Source organism: Kitasatospora sp. NPDC056800 (assembly GCF_042789775.1).
Lineage (GTDB): Bacteria > Actinomycetota > Actinomycetes > Streptomycetales > Streptomycetaceae > Kitasatospora.
Genome location: NZ_JBHUAL010000010.1, coordinates 54,167 through 73,707, shown reverse-complemented (window position 1 = coordinate 73,707; position 19,541 = coordinate 54,167). Strand labels below are relative to the sequence as shown.

The following is a 19,541-nucleotide window of genomic DNA, read 5'->3' as shown; positions in this document are numbered from 1 at the left end:
CCACCCGCCCGCCCACCGCGCCCCGTCCGTCTCCGTGCTGCACACCGAACCACCCCGCGCCGACGAACACGACCGCGGCGCGCTGCGCGCCGCACTCGCCGACGGCACCGACGACCGGATCATCTACGACCTCGACGGCATCGGCCGCCAGTACGCCGCACTCCGCGCCGAACTGCCCGGCGTGGCCGTCCGGTTCGCCATGAAGGCCTGCCCGGTGGACGAGGTGATGGAGCACCTCGCCGCGCTCGGCTCCGGCTTCGACGCGGCGAGCCCGCAGGAGATCGCCCAGGCGCTGCGCACCGGCGTGCCGCCCGAGCTGATCCACTACGGCAACACCATCAAGTCGGACCGCAACATCGCCGAGGCCTACCGGCTGGGCGTGCGGGACTTCGCCACCGACAGCCTGGAGGACGTCGCGGCGATCGCCGAACACGCCCCCGGCGCAAGGGTGTTCTGCCGGATCGCGACCACCGGCGAGGGCGCCCTGTGGGGCCTGAGCCACAAGTTCGGCTGCTCGCCCGAGGACGCCGTGCGGGTGCTCGACGCCGCCCGGACCGCCGGGCTGGTGCCGTCCGGCCTGTCGGTGCACGTCGGCTCCCAGCAGATGACCGCCGAAGCCTGGACCGCCGCCGTGGACGCGCTGGCCGCCGTGCTGGAGGCGCTCAACTGGCGCGGGATCACGCCGACCCGGATCAACCTCGGCGGCGGCCTGCCCGCCCTCGGGGTCCTCGACCGGGGCGGGCGCCCGCTCGACCCGCCGCTGGACAAGATGTTCGTGGTGATCCGCGAGGGCATGGAACGGCTGCGCGCCGTCACCGCCGGGCCGCTGGAGTTCCTGCTGGAGCCCGGGCGCCACCTGGTCGCCGACCACGGCGCGATCCGCGCCCACGTCTCCCGGCTCACCTCCCGCCACCGCCTCGACGGCACCCGGGAGGACTGGCTCTACCTCAGCTGCGGCAAGTTCAACGGCCTGTACGAGATGGACCAGCTCCAGTACCGGCTGGAGTTCCCCGCCCACCCGGGCGGCCAGTTCGTCAACGCCGTGGTGGCCGGCCCGACCTGCGACAGCGACGACGCGTACGCCCAAGACGGCGGCCGGGTGCGCGTCCCGCGCGCGGTCCGCTCCGGCGACCCGGTCTGGATCCACTCCTGCGGCGCGTACGCCACGGCCTACGCCACCCGCGGGTTCAACGGCTTCGCGCCGCTGCCGTACACCTGCATCGGTGGCGGCGACGGCCGGGACCACCACGGAGGCACCGCATGACCGACGCCCTCGTCGACGCTCCGACCGACCTGCGCATCCGGCTGCTCCGGGAGGAGGACTGGGACACCGTGGTCGCGCTGGAGGAGCGCGCCTACGCCGCCAGCGGCCTGTCCGAGGGGCGCGAGGCGCTCCGGTCCCGGCACCGCGCCTCGCCGGACACCTGCTTCGTGCTGGAGCACCCGGACGGCCAGGACGGCCAGGGCGGCGTGGGCGGGTACCTGCTCGCCCTGCCGTACCCGCTGTTCCGCTGCCCGGACCTCGCCCGCAGCGAGGACGGACACGGCGCGGGCGCGGGCGCGGGCGAGCGGCCGACCAACATGCACGCGCACGACCTGGTCGTCGCCGAGGAGCTGCGCGGTCGGGGCCTGTCCCTGCGGATGCTGCGGCACCTGGAGGAGACCGCCCGGACGGCCGGCTACCGGAGCGTCTCGCTGGTCGCCGTCCGCGGCTCGCACGTGCTGTGGACCACGCTGGGCTACCACGCCCGGCCCGAGATCGACCTGCCCGAGAGCTACGGCACCCGGGCGGTCTACATGGCGATGCCGCTGGACCCCGTCCCGTCCCGGCCGCTGCCGCACCCCACCGACCCGACCCCCGGGCCGCACTCCAGAGCCGAAGTGGGCTGATACCGATGTCCCCCGTTCGCGACGACTTCCGCCGGTCCCAAGTGGCCATCGGCGCACTGTTCTTCGTCCTCGGATTCCAGTACGCGACCTGGGTCTCCCGGGTGCCCGCGCTCAAGGCCAGGCTCGACCTGGGCGAGGCCCAGATCGGCCTGCTGCTGATGACCTGCGGGGTCGGCGCGGCGGTGTCCTTCCCCCTGGTCGCGGTGCTGATGCGGCGGCTCGGCTCCCGCCTGCTCTCGGTGCTGTCCGCGCTCGCCCTCGGTGTCGTCCTGCTCGCGCTGTCGGTGGTGCCGAACTATCCGGTGACACTGCTGGTGCTGTTCTTCGACGGCGTCGCGGTCGGCGCCCTGAACGTCGCGATGAACGCGCAGGGCGCCGCGCTGGAGGCCCGCTTCGAGCGGACCACGATGTCCCGGCTGCACGCCACCTTCAGCGCCGGCTCGCTGCTCGCCGCCCTGCTGGCCTCGGGCGTCACCTCCGTCACCGGCACCCTGGCGGCGCACTTCGGCGTGGCCGCCGCGCTGCTCGCGGTGCTGGTCGTGGCCGCCCGGCCGGGGCTGCTGACGGACGGCCCGGCCGCGGCCGCCGAGCCGGAGGAGCGGAAGGAGCGCCGCGGCTTCGTGCTGCCGACCGCCGTGACCCTCTGGATGGGCCTGGCGATGGTGTTCGGCACCGTCACCGAGGGCGCCATGAACGACTGGTCGGCGCTCTACCTCAAGGACTACGTGCAGGCCGGCGCCGGGCTCGCCCCGATGGGCATCGCGGTGGTCTCGGTGATGATGGTCTGCGCCCGGATCTTCGCGGACGGCTGGCGCACCCGCTTCGGCGACGGCCGGATCGTGCGCACCGGCAGCCTGCTGGCCGGCCTCGGACTGGCCCTCGCCCTGGCGGTCGGCGGCGTCGTCCCGACCCTGCTCGGGTTCGCCTGCGTCGGCCTCGGCGTGGCCGCGGTGACCCCGTGCGTCTACGTCGCCGCCGCCCGGCAGGGCCCCGACGCGCTCTCCCTGGTCGCCGCCATGGGCACCACCGGCCTGCTGGCCGGCCCCGCCGTGATCGGCTTCATCGCCGGCGCCACCAGCCTGCTCTGGGGCATGGCCGCCGTCGCCGCCTCGGCGGCCGTCGTCTCGCTCTGCGCCACCCGGATCCGCTGGCCCGACCAGGACGCCCCCGCCGCCCCCGCCGAACCCCGGCTCGCCGCCGACGCGACCTGACCCCACCCCCGGACCCTCGCCCGGCACCTCGCGCACCCCCGTCGCGAGGTGCCGGGCGAGTCCGTTGCGGAGGCCGGTGACCCGGGCGTCCGTCAGTCCCCGGCCGGGACGTCCGCGCCGCTGGTGGCGATGTGGTGGGCGAGCCTGGCGCGCAGCGCCGTGAGGCGGGCGATCTCGGCGTCCAGGGCGGCCAGCCGGGCGTGGACGACGGGGGCGAAGGTGTCGGGACCGGGGGAGCCGGAGCAGCGCACCGGCGGGTCCTGGTCGAGCAGGTCGAGGCGGTGGGCGCGGCCGGCCAGGTCGTCCACCGTCAGCCCGGTGGCGAGGAGTTGGCGGATCACCCGGACCCGGGCGACCTCGGCGTGGCCGTACTCGCGCTGGCCGGAGGCGGAGCGGGCGGGCGGTCGGAGGAGGCCGCGCTGTTCGTAGAAGCGCAGCGCCCTGGGTGTGGTGCCCGCCGCCGCTGCCGCGTCCCCGATCCGCATGCCCGCTCCCTGGTCGTCAGAGTTCCACGACGGTCGTCCCGAAGGTGTCCCCGGTGAACAGTCCGGTCAACGCTCCGACGGCCCGGTCGATGCCCGCCACCGGCGTCCGGGGCAGGACGATCTCCCCGGCGCGCAGCCAGCCGGCCAGGCGCTCCCGCCACTCGGCCTCCAGGTCCGGGTGGTCGAGCACGGTGAAGCCGCGCAGGCTCAGGCCGAGGGTGGCGACCCGGAAGGCGTCGATCACGGCGGGTGCGTCGCCGCCCCGGCGTTCCGGTGCGAGCTGGCCGTCCAACGCGCCGACCAGGGCGAACCGGGCGCCGTGCCGGGCCGCGTCCACGGCGGCGGTCAGCTGCTCGCCGCCGACCAGGTCCAGCACGACGTCGACGCCCTCCGGTGCCGCCGCGGCCAGTTGCTCGGCGAAGGGCCGCCTGCCGGGCACCAGCGCCGCGTCGTAGCCGAGTTCGGCGGTCAGCCGCTCCGCCTTGGCGGGCGAGCGGGTGGTGCCGATCACCCGGGCGGCGCCGAGCAGCCGGGCGACCTGCCCGGCCACCGTGCCGACCGCGCCGGCCGCGCCGGTCACCAGCACCACGTCGCCCGGGCGCACCCCGGCGGAGCGGGTCAGCCCGCCGTAGCCGGCCGAGGCGGCGGAGACCAGGGCGAGCGGGTCCGGGAAGTCCGACGGGACGGGGGTGAGATGCGCGGCCTCGGCGAGCGCGTGGCTCCGCCAGCCGTTCAGGTGGGTGACCAGGTCGCCGGGGCGCAGCGGCCCGTCCTCCGGTGCGGCCAGCACCTCGCCGAGGGCGGGCCCGAACAGCGCGTCCCCGGGGGCGATGTGCGGCATCGGCAGGCCGGAGCCCGCGCCGCCGATCAGCGTGCGCAGCCCGGGGAAGACCAGGAAGGCCCGGTTGCGGACGAGGACCTCCCCGGGGCCGGGCGCCGCCAGCGGCTCCTCGGCCACGGTGAAGTCCCCGGGGGCGGGCAGCCCGGCCGGTGCGGCGGTCAGCCGGACGACGCGGGCGGTGGTGGGCAGGGCCATGGCGGCACTCCTCTGAGCGGGCGGGGGAGGCGGCGGCGGTCGGTGCCGCCGCGGGACGCCCGGACGCTAACCCCTGACCCTTGCGTCAGGGGCAAGCCGCCTGGCCACGGAGGTGTCTGACGGGGTGTGGGGGACGCGGGTCTTCTAGAGTCACGCGTGGTACGGACGTACGACTGTGATACCCCCGTACGTCCGTACCGCCGGACGACCCCGAGCCGCACCGAGAGGAACGAGCAGCATGACCGAGCAGGCCCCCGAGCCCTTCGAGCCCGTCGACGAGGACTGGCGGACGGCGCTGGCGATCGTCGCCCACCCCGACGACATGGAGTACGGCGGGGCCGCGGCCGTCGCCCGCTGGACCTCGCAGGGCAAGAAGGTCGTCTACGTGATGGTGACCAGCGGCGAGGCGGGCATCGACACGCTGGACCCGGCCGAGTGCGGTCCGCTGCGCGAGGCGGAGCAGATCGCCTCGGCGCGGGTGGTCGGCGTCGACACCGTGGAGTTCCTCGGCCACCCGGACGGCGTCGTGGAGTACGGGCTGCCGCTGCGCCGGGACATCGCCCGGGTGGTGCGCCGGCACCGGCCGGACATCGTGATCACCAGCAACTTCCGGGACACCTACAGCGGGGTGTTCCTCAACCAGGCCGACCACGTCGCGGTCGGCCGGGCCACCCTGGACGGGGTCCGGGACGCCGGGAACCGCTGGGTGTTCCGCGAGCTGCTGGCCGAGGGCCACGAGCCGTGGAACGGCGTGCGGCAGATCTGGGCGGTGGCCTCGCCGGAGGCGAAGCACGCGGTGGACACCACCGGGACCTTCGACCTCGGCGTCGCCTCGCTGGAGGAGCACAAGGCGTACCTGGCCGGGCTGGGCGGGGCGATGGCGGAGCCGCGGGAGTTCCTGGAGGGCTTCGGCCGGGGTGCGGGCAGCCGGCTGGGGACGCGCTTCGCGGTGCCGTTCGAGGTGTTCCCGCTGCGTTGACCTCCGGCTACCCGGAGCCCGCGTCGGGGCCGGAGTCGGAGCCGGCGTCGGTGCCCGCGCGGCGCCGGCGCCGGTAGCGCAGCACCTGCCGGAGCAGGAGGGCGGCGACCAGCACGCCCAACCCGACCGCGAACCAGACCTGGTAGCGCAGCGCCGTGTGGTACACGGCGCCGATGTTGGCACCGGCGAGGTAGCCGAAGGTGCCCCAGACCGCCGTCCACAGCACCGCGCCGAGCAGGTTGAACGCCAGGAACCGGCGCCAGGGCATCTCCGTGGTCCCGGCGATGATCCCGTTGTACTGGCGCAGCCCGTCCACGAAGCGGGCGACCGCGACCACCTTGCCGCCGTGCCGGGCGAAGAAGCCGTCCGCGCGCTCCATCCGGGCCGGGGTGAGCAGCACGTAGCGGCCCCAGCGGTGGACGAAGGCGCGTCCGCCGGTGCGGCCGATCAGGTAGCCGAGGCCGTTGCCGAGCGCGGCGGCGCCGGTCGCGATCAACAGGACGGCGGCGAGGTCGAGGTGCCCGGTGCCGGCGTACACCGAGGCCAGCACCAGGACGGTCTGCCCGGGCACCGGGACGCCGCAGTTGTCCAGCAGGACGAGCACCGCCACCGCGAGGTACCCGTAGTGGTCCAGCAGTGGCGCGAGTCCGGCGAGTGCCCCGGGCAGCGGGGTCGTGGGGGCGGGCACCGCTCCTCACCACCTCGCGCGGGGCGGGGTGGCGGGGGAGTGGGTCAGCGTTCCGCCTGGCGCTGTTCGATGTTGCAGTCGGGGCCGGGGTAGATCAGGCCCTCGTGGCCGTCCTCGAAGCGGACCACGTACGGCGGTTCGCCGTCGGTGCCGCGCACCTCGACGATCTCGCCCTTCTGGTCCACCATGCCCACCGACCTGCTGTGGATGTGGAGCCGGTCACCTACCGCCGCGTGCATGGTCTGCTCCCTCGGGTCGTGTGCCGGGCCGCCTCCGCGGACGGTTCCCGCTATCCACTGTGCTGCGGGGGCGGCGGGCGCGCAACGCCTCGGGCGGGCGGGGCCCGCGGGGCCGGGCCTCAGCGGGCGGACGGCTGTTGCGCGAGGTAGCCGCGGACCAGTCGCTTGCACTCGGCGATCAGCGCCGGATCGCCGTCCGGGGACTCCCGGAAGGCCAGTTTGAGCACCGCGTCGGCGGCCTCCAGGGCCACCCGCAGGGTCAGCATGACGGCCGTCGGGTCGCCCGCCCGGAACAGTTCGCCGCCGAGCGCCTGGAGCCGCAGGGCGACGGCGGTGTTGTTGTCCACGCCCGCGTCCAGCAGGTACCGGTCGTCCCGGACACCGGTGGGGACGGCCGGTCCGGCCAGGCCGAAGTCCAGCTGGCCGAAGCCCGGCACGGCGCGCTTCATCGCCACGAACTCCTCCACCGCGAGATCGGTGAAGACGGCGGGGCCGACCGGCGCGGCGGCGGCCAGCCGGGCGTCCAGGCGCTGGAGGTAGTGGTCGAGGTTGCGGGTGGCGAGCGCCGCCAGCAGGTCCTCCTTGCCGGCGAAGAACTGGTACAGGGTGCCGATCGGCACCTGGGCGCGCTGGGCGACCTCCTTGGTGGTGAGCGCGGTCGCCCCGACCTCGTCCAGCAGCCCGGCGCAGGCGTCCAGGATGCGGCCGTACCGCTCCAGGCTGCGCTGCTGGACCGGGCGGCGCCGGACCGGTCCGGGGGCGGGGTGACTCCTGTCGCTCATGACCTCACTGTGCCGCATCCGCTGTTGCGGCGGCGAATCACCGGGGCGCGAACGGACCGGAGTTCCCTGTGGGACGGGAGACGACTGGTGGCCGGAGCTGAACGGCACGGTGGCGGGAAGGTGTCCACGGGTTGGCATTGGTCTTGTCGTGGACGCGAAGACAGGTTCATACTCCTGAGGCGGACTACCTTGCGTGATCAACGCATGCCTCTTCGTGGTGATCACGATTCAGCTGTGGCGGCCGAGGCGCCTGTGACGGACGCTCCGCCGCCACCCGAGGTCTGGATGACGCCGTGTGCCCCCACTGCCCGCGCCACGTCCCGTGGCGCCGATTCCCTGTGTGTTCCCCGCCGAACGGAAGGAGGGGATCGGTTCGGTGACGCCGTCCTCCGGAGGGCGTGAGGCCCTCGACACCGAGCACCGCCGCCAGTTCCTGGAGTCCGGGTACCTGGTCCTGCCCGGCCTGCTGCCGGAAGCGCTGCGCGAACGGCTCGCGCCCGAGGTGGACCGGTGGGTCGACGAAGGCCTGCGGGCCCGGTCGATCGCCGCGTGCGCCGACCCCTTACGGCACGGACCGCCCCCGCTGCTGGAACTGGAACTGCCCGCCCACGGCGAACTCCTCACCCACCCGCCCCTGTTGCGCACCCTGACCCGCCTGCTCGGGCCGGACTTCGTCTTCCACCACCTGCACAGCGACCGCCAGGACCCGGGGATCCCGGGCAAGGCCTGGCACCACGACTGCGAGCCCAACGACCGCTCCGACCCGTCGCTGCTGATGGTCCACGCGCTGCACTACCTCGGCGGACTGGACGAGAAGGTCGGCAGTCTGGCCGTGCTGCCCGGCTCGCACCTGCGCACCGTCGGCAAGTCCGCCTACGCCCACCACGGCACCGGCGAACTGCCCGGCGAGGTGGTCATCGACCGGCTGCCGCCCGGCTCCACCGTGCTGCTCAACTCGGCGCTGTTCCACACCCGTCGGCCGGCACCCGAAGGGCCGGGCCGCCCCCGGTACTTCGTCGACGCCTCCTACTGCCAGGTGGGAGCGCGCTGGCGCCCGGTGAAGCCGTACTGGCGGCAGATGCTCGCCCGGGCCCGCGAACTGGACCTGGCCGACGGCCAGTGGCCCGAGCTGTTCGCGGAGCGGCACTTCACCGAGTACACCGGCAGCGAACACGCCCGCACCGAGTACACCGGAACCGTCTGAGGAGCACTGCCGTGGAGATCGTCACAGCCGTCGCCTACCCCGAGGTCCACGACGCCTACCTGCGGGACCACCCGGTGGATCGGGCCCACGAGGCGAACAGCAACATGTACGGCGAGGAGAACCTCGACCGTGCCGACCGCATCCCCGGCGGCTGGTGGCGGATCCGGCTCTCCCGGACGGACGTCCTGGGCATCGTGCTGCCCTGGCACCTGAGCGAGGGCGGGGAGCTCGAACTGGTGCCGCGCTCCGGGCTGACGGTGGCCGAGGCGGCCGAGCGGATCCGCGCGGGCGGAGCGGCCTGGACCGCCGCCAACCCGGTCTGCGCGGCGAAGCTGCGGCTGCTGAGGTGGGCCCCGCTCACGCCCGTCTTCCTCAGCACCGCCCCGGTCGACCACTCCGACTACGGGGACCTCGTGCTCCGGTCGGGGCTGATCCACCTCGACGGCCTGCACCGCATGCTGGCCTGGGAGTTGGCCGGACGGCTGCCCGAGCGGGAGCTGCTGGACGGCTACCTGGTGGGCGACCCGGGGGTGGCCGCCGGGCCCGCCCGGGCGGGCCGGACGGGGGACGAGTCGGCGTGACCTCCGCGACGCAGCACCTCCGGTCCGCGGCCTGCGGCCACCCGGCCGACCCCGCCCACCGGGCCCGCTCGCTGCCCGAACTGCTCGCCCACCACGCCCGGGCGCACCCCGACCGGCCCGCCCTGGGCGACGGCGTCCGCACCTTCGACTACCGCACGGTCGACACCGCGGCCGACCGGATCGCCGCCCGGCTGGCCGCCGCCGGCACCCGCCGGGGCGACCGGGTCGCCCTGCTCGGGCCCCGGGACGCCCGGATGCTGGTGCTGCTGTACGGGGTGCTGCGCGCGGGCGCGGCGGCCGTGCTCGCCGATCCGGACTGGTCGGCGGCCGACCTGGCCCGGCGGCTGGCCTCCGTCCGGGTGGCCCGGGTGCTCGCCACCGAGGGCGGCCTCGGCGGGGAGGTGGTGGACGTCGAGGCGCTGCCGGAGCTGCCCCCGGTGGCCACCGAGGTACGGGGCGAGGACCTCGCGTACCTCTCCTTCACCTCCGGGTCGAGCGGCGAGCCCAAGGCGGTGGCCGTCACCCACGCCAACGCGGTGCACTACGCCCGGGCGCTGGCCGGGCGGCTCGACCTCACCGAGGCCGACGCGCCCCGCGCCGCCCACGTCACCACCCTGGCCGCCGACCTCGGCCACACCGCCTGGCTGCTCGCCCTGGCCACCGGCGGCTCGGTGCACCTCGTGCCGGACCGCGAGGTGCGCGACCCGGAAGCCTTCTGGGCCTCGCTGCGGCGGGCCCGGGTGGACGTGCTGAAGACCACCCCCTCGCACCTGACCGCCCTGCTGGAGGGCCGCCCGGCCGACTCCCCGCCGCTGCACACCGTGCTGCTCGGCGGCGAGGCGCTGCCCCGCCCGCTCGCCGCCGCCCTGCTCGACGGCGGCACCACCGCGCGGCTGGCCAACCACTACGGACCGACCGAGACCACCGTCGGCGCCACCTGCCTGCTCGTCACCTCCGCCCGCCAACTGCCCGCCGAGGAGCCGACCGTACCGATCGGCACCGCGATCGGCGAGGTGCTGCTGACAGTGGTGGACGGCGACGGCCGGGCGGTGCCGGACGGCTCGGTGGGCGAACTGCTCATCGGTGGCCGGGGCGTGGCCGCCGGGTACTTCGGCCGGCCGGACGAGACCGCCCGCGGCTTCGTCCGGCGCGACGGCCGGCTCGTCTACCGTACGGGCGACCTGTGCCGGCGGCGGCCGGACGGCAGCCTGGTCTTCCTGGGCCGGGTGGACCGCCAGGTCAAGGTCCGCGGCTACCGGGTGGACCTCGCCGAGGTCGAGCGGGCGATGGACGGCCACCCGGGCGTCGCGCGCTCGGCGGCGCTGCTGCGGGAGACCGCGCTCGGCAACCAACTCATCGGTGTCGTCCGGCTGTTGGACGGCGCTGGCGGCGCGGACGGCGCAGGCGGGGCCGGGAGCCTGGACGGGCTGCGGGCGCACCTGCGGGACCGGCTGCCCGGCTACTCCGTGCCGCAGCCGATCCTGGTGCTGCCGCGGTTCCCGGTCGGACCGAACGGCAAGCTCGACCGGCAGCGGCTGGCCGAGCTGGCGGCCGAACTGGTCGAGGCCCGGGCCGAGTCGGGCGGAACCGATTCGGACGGAACCGAACCGGACGACACCGGGGTGAACGGCGGCGCGGGGAGCGGACCGGTCGGGGAGATCGCCCGGTTCTGGGCGGGCGCCCTGGGCCTGCCCGCTGTCGGGCCGCGCGCCGACGTGCTCGGCCTCGGCGGGGACTCCATCCTCGCCATGCGCACCATCGCCCTCCTGCGGCGCTCCGGCCTGCGGGTCGCCTACGAGGACTTCTACCGGTACCCGACGGCGGAGGGCCTGGCGGCGGTCGCCGTCCCGGTCGCGCCGTCCGTCCCGGCCCCGCGCGGCTCCACGAGCGGTCGCCGACTCGCCCCGGCCCAGCGGTGGTTGTACCGGCAGCGGACGGTGCGGGACCTGCGGCACTGGAACCAGTCGGTGCTGCTGCGCTGTCGCACCGCCGTCGACCCGGAGGCGCTCTCGGCGGCCGTCGCGGCCGTCCTGGAACGGCACCCGGCGCTGCGCCGGCCGGTCGCCCCGGACGGCTGCGGCGAGGTCCGGGCGGTGGCCGAGCTCGACCCGGTCTCCTTCTCCCGGATCCCGCGCGCGGCCGGGGAGATCGCCGACACCGTCGCTGGGGTCTGCACCGAACTCCACCGCAGCCTCGACCCGTCGGCCGGCCGGCTGCTGCGCGCCCACCTGTTCACCGGCCCGCCCGGCACCGACGACCGGCTCGCGCTGATCGCGCACCACCTGGTGGTCGACGGGCTGTCCTGGCGGATCCTGCTGGACGACCTGGCGCACGCGTACCGGGCGGTGCTCGACCGGAAGCCGGTCGACCTGCCGCCGACGGCGGACTTCTACGCCTGGGCGGCGGTCTCGTCCTCCGCCGCGGCGGAACCCGTCGCCGGGGACGCCGCTGTCGGGGAAGCCGAGGAGGTCGGAGAGGCCGGGGAGGTCGAGGAGCCCGCCGCGCTCAGCTGGGCGCTCGACCCGGACGCCACCGCCCGGCTGATCGCCCGGCACGGTGCCGGGGCCGGGCTGGAGGCCGTACTGCTGGCCGCCTTCGCCGAGGCTGTCACCGGTGACAGCGGCCGCCCCCGGCTCGCGGTGGAGGTCGAGACCCACGGCCGGGACGCGGTCGGCGACCCGGGCGAATTCCTGGACACCGTCGGCTGGTTCACCGCCGTCAAGCACGTCGAGCTGGACGCCGGGGCCACCCCGGACACCGTGGCCCGGCGGCTGCGCGAGGCCCCCGTCCGGCCGATGGACGGGCCCGGCGGACGGCCCGCCGTCGGCTTCAATTTCCTCGGCACCTTCCGGCTGCCCGAGGAGCCCGCGCTGGACTGGACCGTTGCCGCCGAACAGGCCGGAACGGCCCGCTGTACGGGCGGCGACCCGCTGTACGAACTGCGGCTCACCGCACGGGTGGTGGAGCAGCGGCTGGTCGCCGACCTGGTGTACGGCCGGCCCGGCCTGCCGCACCCCGCCGCCGAGCGGATCACCGGGCGGTTCGCCCGCGCCGTGGCGGCCGAGGCGCAGGCCGAGGTCGTCGGCCAGGCCGACGCGCGGGCCGACGCCGAGGCGCCGGAGGCCGCACCGCCCGTCCGGGCACCGCTGTCCACCTCCGGCCAGCTGCTGCACCCCGGTGTCGCCCCGACGGCCCGGGCGACGGTGCGCGAACCCGCCCGGGTGCTGCTCACCGGCGCCACCGGCTACCTCGGGCGGCACCTGCTGGAGGCCTTCCTGGCACGCGGCGCCGAGGTCACCTGCCTGGTGCGGGCCGCCGACGACGCCGAGGCGCTGAAGCGGCTCGGCACCGGCGCGGCGGGCGCGGTCCGGCCCGCCCGGGCGCTCGCCGGGGACATCGACCGGGACGGCCTCGGCCTCTCCCCGGCCGCACTGGAACACGCCCGGGGCGCCCACCTGGTGGTGCACGCGGCGGCGGACGTCCGGCTGGTGGCCTCGCCCGACGAGCTGGAGCGCACCAACCACACGGCGGTGCGCCGACTGCTCGACTGGGTCGGGGAGCACGCCCCGGACGCCCGGGTCCACCACGTCTCCACGCTGGCCGTCTCGGGCGGCGTCGACGGCCCGCCGCGCCGCTTCAGCGAGGCGGACCTGGAGATCGGCCAGCACTTCCGCACCCCGTACGAGCGGACCAAGTACCGGGCCGAACAGGCCGTCCGGGCCTGGGCCGCCCGCGGGCACGCCGCCTACCTGCACCGCAGCGGCCACATCGCGGCGCACAGCCGGACCGGCGCGTTCCAGGCCAACGCCGGCGACAACCGGATCTACCAGCTGCTCCGCGGCTACCTGCTGGCCGGCGCCGCGCCGAGCCGGCCGGGCACCGCCTTCGCGTTCTCGTACGTGGACACGGTGGCCGCCGGGATCGCCGCGATCGCCCTCGACCCGTACGCCGCGCCCGGCGCGTACCACGTGGAGACGCCGCACGCCGTCCCGCACGACGAGCTGGTGCGGTGGCTGGCCGGGCACGGCCACGCCGTACGACTCACCGACGAGGCGGCCTTCGCGGCCGCCCTCGCCCGGGCCGAGCGCCGCCACCCGACGGCCGCCCGGGTGGCCGCCGCCTGGGCGGCGCAGGAGGAGCGCCGCGTCCTGGTGGACAGCTCGTACACCACCGCGGTGCTCGACCGCCTGGGCGTGCGGTTCGCCGCGCCGACCCCGCAGTGGTGGTCGGCCGCGCTCACCTGGGCCGCCGAGGCCGGCTACCTGCCGCCCGTCGGCCCGACCCCGCTCACCCGTGACGACGTCCGCGACGGCGCCGGTCACGACCCCCGAGACGACATCCGTGAAGGCAGGACCAACCCGTGAAGGCAGGCCCCGTGTCCCAGCTCTCCCCGGCGCTCAAGCAGGCCACCCCGGTCGTCGCCGTACGCGGCGAAGGACTCCACCTCTACGACGCCGACGGCCGCCGCCACCTCGACTTCACCTCCGGCGTGGGGGTGACCAGTACCGGCCACTGTCACCCGAAGGTGGTCGAGGCCGTCCGGGAACAGGCCGGCCGGCTCATCCACGGGCAGTACACCACCGTGCTGCACGACCAGCTCCTCACGCTCACCGAGCGGCTCGGCGAGGTCCTGCCGTCCGGCCTGGACTCGCTGTTCTACGCCACCGCCGGCACCGAGGCGGTGGAGGCCGCGCTGCGGCTCGCCCGGCACGCCACCGGGCGGCAGAACGTGATCGTCTTCGAGGGCGCGTTCCACGGCCGCACCATGGGCGCGGCCTCGCTCACCACGGCCGGCACCCGGTTCCGGGCCGGCATCGGCCCGCTGATGCCCGGGGTCGCGGTGGCGCCCTTCCCGGCCGCGTTCCGGCTCGGGCTGTCCGAGGACGAGGCGGTGGCGCACGCCCTGCGCGGACTGGACGAGGTGCTCGCCACCGTCTCCGCACCCGCCGAGACGGCCGCGATGTTCGTCGAGCCGGTGCTCGGCGAGGGCGGCTACGTCCCGGCCCCGCCCGGCTTCCTGGCCGGGCTGCGCGAGCGGGCCGACCGGCACGGGATCCTGCTGGTGGTGGACGAGGTGCAGACCGGCTTCGGCCGCACCGGCCGGTTCTGGGCCCACCAGTACGAAGAAGGGGTGCGCCCCGACGTCCTGATCACCGCCAAGGGCCTGGCCAGCGGCTTCCCGCTGTCCGCGATCGCCGCGCCCGCCGAGCTGATGGGCCGCGCCTGGCCCGGCTCGCAGGGCGGCACCTACGGGGGCAACCCGGTGGCCTGCGCCGCCGCGCTGGCGACCCTGGACGTGCTGCGCGAGGAGCGGCTGGTCGAGAACGCGGCCGAGCAGGGCGCCCGGCTGCTGGCCGGGCTGCGGGCGGTCGCCGCCGAGGCGCCCGGGATCGCCGACGTCCGGGGGCTCGGGCTGATGGCCGCCAGCGAGTTCTGCCGCCCGGACGGCACCCCGGACCCGGAGGCCGCCCGGCGCGCCCAGCAGGCCGCGGCCGAGCACGGCCTGCTGCTGTTGCTGTGCGGGATCCACCTCAACACGGTCCGGATGATCCCCGCGCTGGTGGTCACGGCCGAACAGATCGACGAGGGCCTGGAACTGTGGGCGAAGGCCGTCGCGGCCGGCGGCCGGTAGGGAGGAGAGGACATGGACGCGGTGACCGAAATCGGCTGGAGCAGCCTGGAGTTGGACGCCCGGCGGGAGCTCTGGTCGCTCCCGCTGGAGGAACGGGAGCGGCGGCTGCTCTGGGCCGACGCGCGGGCCGGGCGGTGGGGCGCGGGTGAGCAGGTGCGGACCAGGCTGCGGGAGTTCGTCCGGAACGCCGCCGACTCGGTGGGCATCACCCATGTGAGCGGCCTGGTGGACGCGACCCGCCCGGAACAGGAGATCACCGAGGTGCTCTCCTTCCTGCTGGGGGACTTCGGCCGGATCGTCCCGCAGAACGGGCGCGGCGACCTCACCTCGGTGCTGCACGACCAGGACGGCGACGGAAACACCGAGCTCGGCTTCCACTGCGACACCTGCGACCTGCTGGTCCTGCTCTGCCTGCGGCCCGCCTTCGACGGCGGCGGGCTGACCAAGCTGGCGAGCGCCCGGCACGTGCACGACCTGATCGAGCGGGAGCGGCCGGACGCGCTGGCCACGCTCCGCGAGGAGTGGACCTTCGAGCGCAGCGGCCGGGCCGGTCCGCAGGTGGTGGTCACCCCGATCCTGTACGACCGCAAGGACGGGACGATCGGGTGCTACTACCAGACCCGCACCGTCCGCTCCTCTCCCGACCGCGGCGGACCGGAGTTGACGGACCGTCAGTGGGAGGCGCTCGGCGTGCTGGACGAGGTGCTCTATCGGCCGGAGATCGCCTTCGGGCTGCCGATGGCCGCCGGTGACCTGCTGATCATCCGCAACAGCCGCGTGCTGCACGGGCGTTCGCCGTTCATCGACGAGCCCGGGCCGTACGCCCGGCGGATGCTGCGGGTCTGGGTGAACGAGGGGGAGGAGTGGACGCCGTGACCGCTGGAGCCGAGAGCACGGGTGCCGTGACCGCCGGAGCCGGCACCGGAGGCGCGCCCGCACCGCACGGGCGGGTGGCGATCGTCACCGGCGGGGGCAGCGGCCTCGGCCGGGCCTCGGCACTGGCCCTGCTGGCGGCCGGCTGGACGGTGGCCGTCGCCGGGCGGCGCAAGGACGCGCTGGAGGAGACCGCCGCCCTGGCCGGGCCCGGAGCCGCCCGGGTGCTGCCCGTCCCGACGGACATCCGCAGCCCGGAGGAGGTCGCCCGGCTCTTCGACACCGTCCTCGACCGCTACGGCCGGGTGGACCTGCTGTTCAACAACGCGGGCGCCGCCGCCCCGCGCCGGCCGATCACCGAGACCCCGTTCGAGGACTGGAACCGGGTGCTGGACACCATCGTCACCGGCGGCTTCCTCTGCGCCCGCGAGGCCTTCCGGGTGATGAGCACCCAGACCCCGCAGGGCGGGCGGATCATCAACAACGGCGCGCCCTCGGCCTACGTGCCGCGCCCCAACTCCATCGCGTACACCGCCGCCAAGCACGCCGTGCTCGGCCTCACCAAGGTGCTCGCCCTGGACGGCCGGGCGTACGGCATCTCCTGCGGGCAGATCGACGTCGGCAACGTCACCCCGGTGGACGGCGGCCCGCAGCCGGCCGCGATGCAGGCCGACCGGACCATGGCCGTCGAGGCGACCATCCCGGTGGACCGCTTCACCGAGGCCCTGGTGCTGATGGCCTCGCAGCCGCCGGACACCACCATCCAGTCCCTGGTCGTGCTGCCGACCACCATGCCGTTCGTCGGAAGGGGCTGAGCCGTGCTGGTCAGCGCACGCTCCTTCGCGGAGTACCGGGCGATGTTCGCGCTCACCGAGCGCGACCTGGCGCAGCGTGTCCTGGACTGCCCGGCCGGCGCCGCGAGCTTCGTGGCGGAGGCCGGGCGGCGCGGCATCGACGCCGTCGCCGTCGACCGTCAGTACGCCGAGCACCGCGAGGAGCTGGGCCTGCTGGTGGAGCGGGAGACCGGGTTCAAGCGCGAGCGGCTGGTGAAGGAGACGGCCGACCACGTGTGGTCCTGGTACACCGACGCGGACGACATGATCCGCCAGTGGACCGCCAACGCCCGGGACTTCCGCGCCGACATCGCCGCCCGCCCGGACCGCTACGTGGCCGGCTCGCTGCCCGAACTCCCCTTCGCCGACGACTCCTTCGACCTGGTGCTCAGCTCGCACCTGCTGTTCTCGTACGGCAACCGGCTGGACGGGGACTTCCACCGGGCGGCCCTGCTGGAGCTCGCCCGGGTGGCGCGGCACGAGGTGCGGCTGTTCCCGCTGATGGTGTACGACACGCGGGAGCGCTACCCCGGGCTGGAGCCGCTGCGCGAGGAACTGGCGGACCTCGGCGTCCCCAGCCGGGTGGAGCGGGTGGCCTACGAGTTCCGGCCGGGGGAGAACGAGATGCTGGTGCTCGCCACGGCGGGCTACCGGACGCCGGCCCGGACCGCGGCGGGCGCCGCGGCGGCCGAGGATCCGGTGCGGTGGCGGCACCGGGAGGCCGGGGACTGACCGCTGCCGGTCGCCCGCTCGCGCCCCGGGCCGGAGCCGTACGAGCTCAGGCCCGGGGCGGGCCCGGTCGGGTCGGTCCGCGGGTCGGTCGGTGGGTCGGTCGGCGGCCCGGTCGGCGGCCCGCGGAAATCCGTACCGGTTCGTTGTCGTCCGTTTCCGGTGGGTGCCGCGTCCTGGTGGTATGAACCACTGTCCAGTCCGACCCGAACCCGACCTGCGCCCCGGCCCCCAGGAAGCCGCGCCGGAACGAGGGACCCCGCCTCCGCGCCGGGCCGATCCGGTGGTGCCGGTGCCGGTGCCGGTGCCGGTGCCGGTCGCGGTGGCGGCGGTGGCGTCCGCGCTCCTGCTCCGGGGCCTGCTGCTGCAGTACGAGTCGTCGGACTGGTACTACTTCCTCGGCCCCTGGTACCGGTACATCGCGGCGCACGGCGGATTCCAGGCCCTCGGCGACACCGGCTTCTCGGACTACAACGTCCCCTACCTGTACCTGATGGCCGCGCTCGGCCGGCTGCCGGTGCCCGCGCTGACGGCGGTCAAGTGCCTGTCGGTCCTCTTCGACCTGGCGCTGGCCTACTACACCCACCGCATCGTCGCGCTGCGGTGGCCGCACCGGCCCTGGCGGCCCTTCGCGGCGGCGGTGACCGTGCTGTTCCTGCCCACGGTCGTGACCAACAGCGGGTGGTGGGCCCAGGCCGACGCGATCTTCACCGCCTTCCTGCTCGGCGGCGTCCACCACCTCCTGCGCGGTCGGCCCTGGTGGACCTGCGCCTTCTTCGGGATCGCCCTGGCCTTCAAGCTCCAGGCGGTCTTCCTCTTCCCCCTGCTGCTCGTCGTGGTCCTGGCCCGGCGGATGCCGTGGCGGTGCCTGCTGGCCGTCCCGGCCGCCTACCTGGCGCTCGACGTCCCCGCCGTGCTGCTCGGCGCCGACCCCTGGCAGCTGCTGACGGTGTACGCCCGGCAGACCGGGACCTACCGGGACCTCACGCTCAACGCGCCGTCGGTCTACCAGTTCGTCTCGGTGCCGTCCGGCGAGGACGACCCGGTGCGCCGGGCGGGCGTGCTGGTCGCGGGCCTGCTGGTGCTGGCGCTAATCGCCCTGGCGGTCCGGGCCCTGCGAAGCACCGGAGGCGCGGCCGGAGAGTCCCTTGCCGGCAGGTCCACGGCCGGGAGCGGCGGGGCGGGGCTCACCGGGACGGGGATCCTGCTGCTGGCCACCGTCTCCGCGATCGCGGTGCCGTTCCTGCTGCCGTCCATGCACGAGCGCTACTTCTACGTCGCGGACGTCCTCAGCGTGATCGTCGCCTTCCACCTGCCCCGGCGGCTCTGGTACCTGCCGGTGCTGGTCCAGCTCGCGTCCTTCGGCAGCTACCTCAAGTTCATCGCACCCGGCGTGGCGCCGTACCTGTCGATGCCGGCCCACGGCGCGCTGATGCTGCTGGCACTGGTCGCCGTACTCCGGGCCGCCGCCCGGGAGTTCGGCCTGCTCCGGGTCTGACCGGAGCCGGGGTGGGCCCGGCGGCGCTGCCACGCCCGCCCCGACTCCCTTGCGGGTGCGGTCAGTTGACGAAGACCGCCGGGCTTCCCGACTGGCTGGTGTCCGCGACCGGCCCGTACGTCGCGGAGAAGTAGCCGTCGGCCGGGCAGAGCGTCGAACCGCCGCTCTTGGCGAAGTGCTCGGTGCGGAAGGCCAGGCTGTGCGCGGTGTTGTCGGCGCTGCCGGTGAACGCGCCGCTCAGCTGGTAGGAGCAGGTGATGGTGCCGAACCAGGTGTCCAGCACGGCGGTGGCCTGGATCGTCCCGGCGGACCCGCCGGTCAGGGTGACCGGCAGGCCGGGCGCGTCGGAGACGGTGACGCCGTACGGCAGGTTGCCGACCGTCAGGCTGCGCACCGAGGTGACCCCGGTGACGTTGGCGGTGCACGAGCCGAAGGTCAGCCCGGTCAGTGACGCGGTCGCGCTGCCCGGCGCCGCCGGGTTGCCCAGCACCGAGGCCGAGAGCTGCGAGGTGGCGCAGGTGACACCGGTGGTGCTGGTCGCGGTCGAGTAGAAGGTGGCCTTGGTGCCCGGGGCGAGCGGTGCGGCGAGCGCGTCGCCGACGGCGACGGCGGTGCCGCCCGCGCTCCCGGCGGTGAGCACCGGGCCGGCGGCGAGGGACTCGGGCGACGCGGAGGCGGGTACGGCGGCCAGCGCGAGCGCGGCGGTCGCGCAGACGGCGGCGGCGGTGGCGGGGAGGCGGCGGCTGAAGCGCATGGGAAAACCTCTTCCTCGGTGAGGGGCGAGAAGACGTCCTCTCGCGCGCTCCCGAGCGGTGGGGACCGGGGAGCGCGCGGCGTTTCCGGGTCCACAGGGTCCAGCCGTGACCGCATGCCGTCAAGGC

The 19,541-nt window shown here is 75.4% G+C and carries 18 protein-coding genes; 12 read left to right on the top strand and 6 right to left on the bottom strand.

The genetic code is table 11. From position 1 onward, the window contains the following. Positions 1–37: 37 nt before the first annotated feature. The 3 genes from ACFRQN_RS04325 to ACFRQN_RS04315 are packed head-to-tail and all read left to right on the top strand — an operon-like array spanning position 38 to position 3,101. Positions 38–1,264, top strand: a complete 1,227-nt coding sequence (locus ACFRQN_RS04325; protein WP_074004673.1) for a type III PLP-dependent enzyme — start codon at positions 38–40, stop codon at positions 1,262–1,264. Further along, positions 1,261–1,890: a GNAT family N-acetyltransferase gene (locus ACFRQN_RS04320; RefSeq protein ID WP_380738102.1), complete on the top strand. Its 630-nt coding sequence runs from the start codon at positions 1,261–1,263 to the stop codon at positions 1,888–1,890. Before ACFRQN_RS04325 ends, ACFRQN_RS04320 begins: the two co-directional genes overlap by 4 nt. A 5-nt stretch (positions 1,891–1,895) precedes the next feature. Continuing rightward, complete coding sequence (locus ACFRQN_RS04315) at positions 1,896–3,101, top strand: MFS transporter (protein ID WP_380738100.1); 1,206 nt, start codon at positions 1,896–1,898, stop codon at positions 3,099–3,101. A 92-nt stretch (positions 3,102–3,193) separates the two neighbouring features. Here ACFRQN_RS04315 and ACFRQN_RS04310 read toward each other — a convergent pair whose 3' ends face one another. Continuing rightward, a complete protein-coding gene (locus ACFRQN_RS04310) occupies positions 3,194–3,586 on the bottom strand; it encodes a MerR family transcriptional regulator (RefSeq protein ID WP_380738098.1) in 393 nt (130 codons plus the stop codon). A gap of 16 nt (positions 3,587–3,602) precedes the next feature. Beyond that, positions 3,603–4,622, bottom strand: a complete 1,020-nt coding sequence (locus ACFRQN_RS04305; RefSeq protein ID WP_380738096.1) for an MDR family NADP-dependent oxidoreductase — start codon at positions 4,620–4,622, stop codon at positions 3,603–3,605. Between the two features lie 238 nt (positions 4,623–4,860). Here ACFRQN_RS04305 and ACFRQN_RS04300 point away from each other — a divergent pair, with 238 nt between their 5' ends. Then, positions 4,861–5,601 (top strand): PIG-L deacetylase family protein, encoded by a 741-nt coding sequence (locus tag ACFRQN_RS04300; RefSeq protein ID WP_380738094.1) that lies wholly within the window; start codon positions 4,861–4,863, stop codon positions 5,599–5,601. A gap of 7 nt (positions 5,602–5,608) precedes the next feature. Here ACFRQN_RS04300 and ACFRQN_RS04295 read toward each other — a convergent pair whose 3' ends face one another. The 3 genes from ACFRQN_RS04295 to ACFRQN_RS04285 form a co-directional block, all read right to left on the bottom strand. After that, entirely contained in the window at positions 5,609–6,289 is a 681-nt protein-coding gene (locus ACFRQN_RS04295; RefSeq protein WP_380738092.1) for a DedA family protein, read from the bottom strand. A 44-nt stretch (positions 6,290–6,333) separates the two neighbouring features. Beyond that, positions 6,334–6,528 carry a DUF1918 domain-containing protein gene (locus tag ACFRQN_RS04290; RefSeq protein WP_049659048.1) on the bottom strand — a complete coding sequence of 65 codons (195 nt, stop codon included), beginning with the start codon at positions 6,526–6,528 and terminating at the stop codon, positions 6,334–6,336. Positions 6,529–6,647: 119 nt separating this feature from the next. Beyond that, positions 6,648–7,310: a TetR/AcrR family transcriptional regulator gene (locus ACFRQN_RS04285; RefSeq protein ID WP_074004580.1), complete on the bottom strand. Its 663-nt coding sequence runs from the start codon at positions 7,308–7,310 to the stop codon at positions 6,648–6,650. A 376-nt stretch (positions 7,311–7,686) separates the two neighbouring features. Here ACFRQN_RS04285 and ACFRQN_RS04280 point away from each other — a divergent pair, with 376 nt between their 5' ends. From ACFRQN_RS04280 to ACFRQN_RS04245, 8 genes are all read left to right on the top strand, one after another. After that, the gene (locus tag ACFRQN_RS04280) at positions 7,687–8,514 is read left to right on the top strand and encodes a phytanoyl-CoA dioxygenase family protein (protein WP_375875305.1); all 828 of its coding nucleotides are present in this window, start codon (positions 7,687–7,689) and stop codon (positions 8,512–8,514) included. An 11-nt stretch (positions 8,515–8,525) separates the two neighbouring features. Next, positions 8,526–9,095, top strand: coding sequence for a DUF6309 family protein (locus tag ACFRQN_RS04275; protein ID WP_380738090.1), 570 nt, complete (start codon positions 8,526–8,528; stop codon positions 9,093–9,095). Continuing rightward, a complete protein-coding gene (locus ACFRQN_RS04270; RefSeq protein ID WP_380738088.1) occupies positions 9,092–13,459 on the top strand; it encodes an AMP-binding protein in 4,368 nt (1,455 codons plus the stop codon). The genes ACFRQN_RS04275 and ACFRQN_RS04270 overlap by 4 nt, the downstream gene beginning before the upstream one ends. A gap of 11 nt (positions 13,460–13,470) precedes the next feature. Then, a complete protein-coding gene (locus tag ACFRQN_RS04265; RefSeq protein WP_074004675.1) occupies positions 13,471–14,727 on the top strand; it encodes an aspartate aminotransferase family protein in 1,257 nt (418 codons plus the stop codon). Positions 14,728–14,739: 12 nt separating this feature from the next. Continuing rightward, positions 14,740–15,603, top strand: coding sequence for a TauD/TfdA family dioxygenase (locus tag ACFRQN_RS04260; RefSeq protein WP_380738086.1), 864 nt, complete (start codon positions 14,740–14,742; stop codon positions 15,601–15,603). Then, positions 15,600–16,415, top strand: coding sequence for an SDR family oxidoreductase (locus tag ACFRQN_RS04255; protein WP_375875307.1), 816 nt, complete (start codon positions 15,600–15,602; stop codon positions 16,413–16,415). The genes ACFRQN_RS04260 and ACFRQN_RS04255 overlap by 4 nt, the downstream gene beginning before the upstream one ends. Before the next feature lie 3 nt (positions 16,416–16,418). After that, positions 16,419–17,165 (top strand): class I SAM-dependent methyltransferase, encoded by a 747-nt coding sequence (locus tag ACFRQN_RS04250; protein WP_380738084.1) that lies wholly within the window; start codon positions 16,419–16,421, stop codon positions 17,163–17,165. A 289-nt stretch (positions 17,166–17,454) separates the two neighbouring features. After that, positions 17,455–18,660 carry a glycosyltransferase 87 family protein gene (locus ACFRQN_RS04245; RefSeq protein WP_380738082.1) on the top strand — a complete coding sequence of 402 codons (1,206 nt, stop codon included), beginning with the start codon at positions 17,455–17,457 and terminating at the stop codon, positions 18,658–18,660. Between the two features lie 61 nt (positions 18,661–18,721). Here ACFRQN_RS04245 and ACFRQN_RS04240 read toward each other — a convergent pair whose 3' ends face one another. Beyond that, positions 18,722–19,414 carry a Tat pathway signal sequence domain protein gene (locus ACFRQN_RS04240; protein WP_117492178.1) on the bottom strand — a complete coding sequence of 231 codons (693 nt, stop codon included), beginning with the start codon at positions 19,412–19,414 and terminating at the stop codon, positions 18,722–18,724. Between the last annotated feature and the right edge of the window lie 127 nt (positions 19,415–19,541).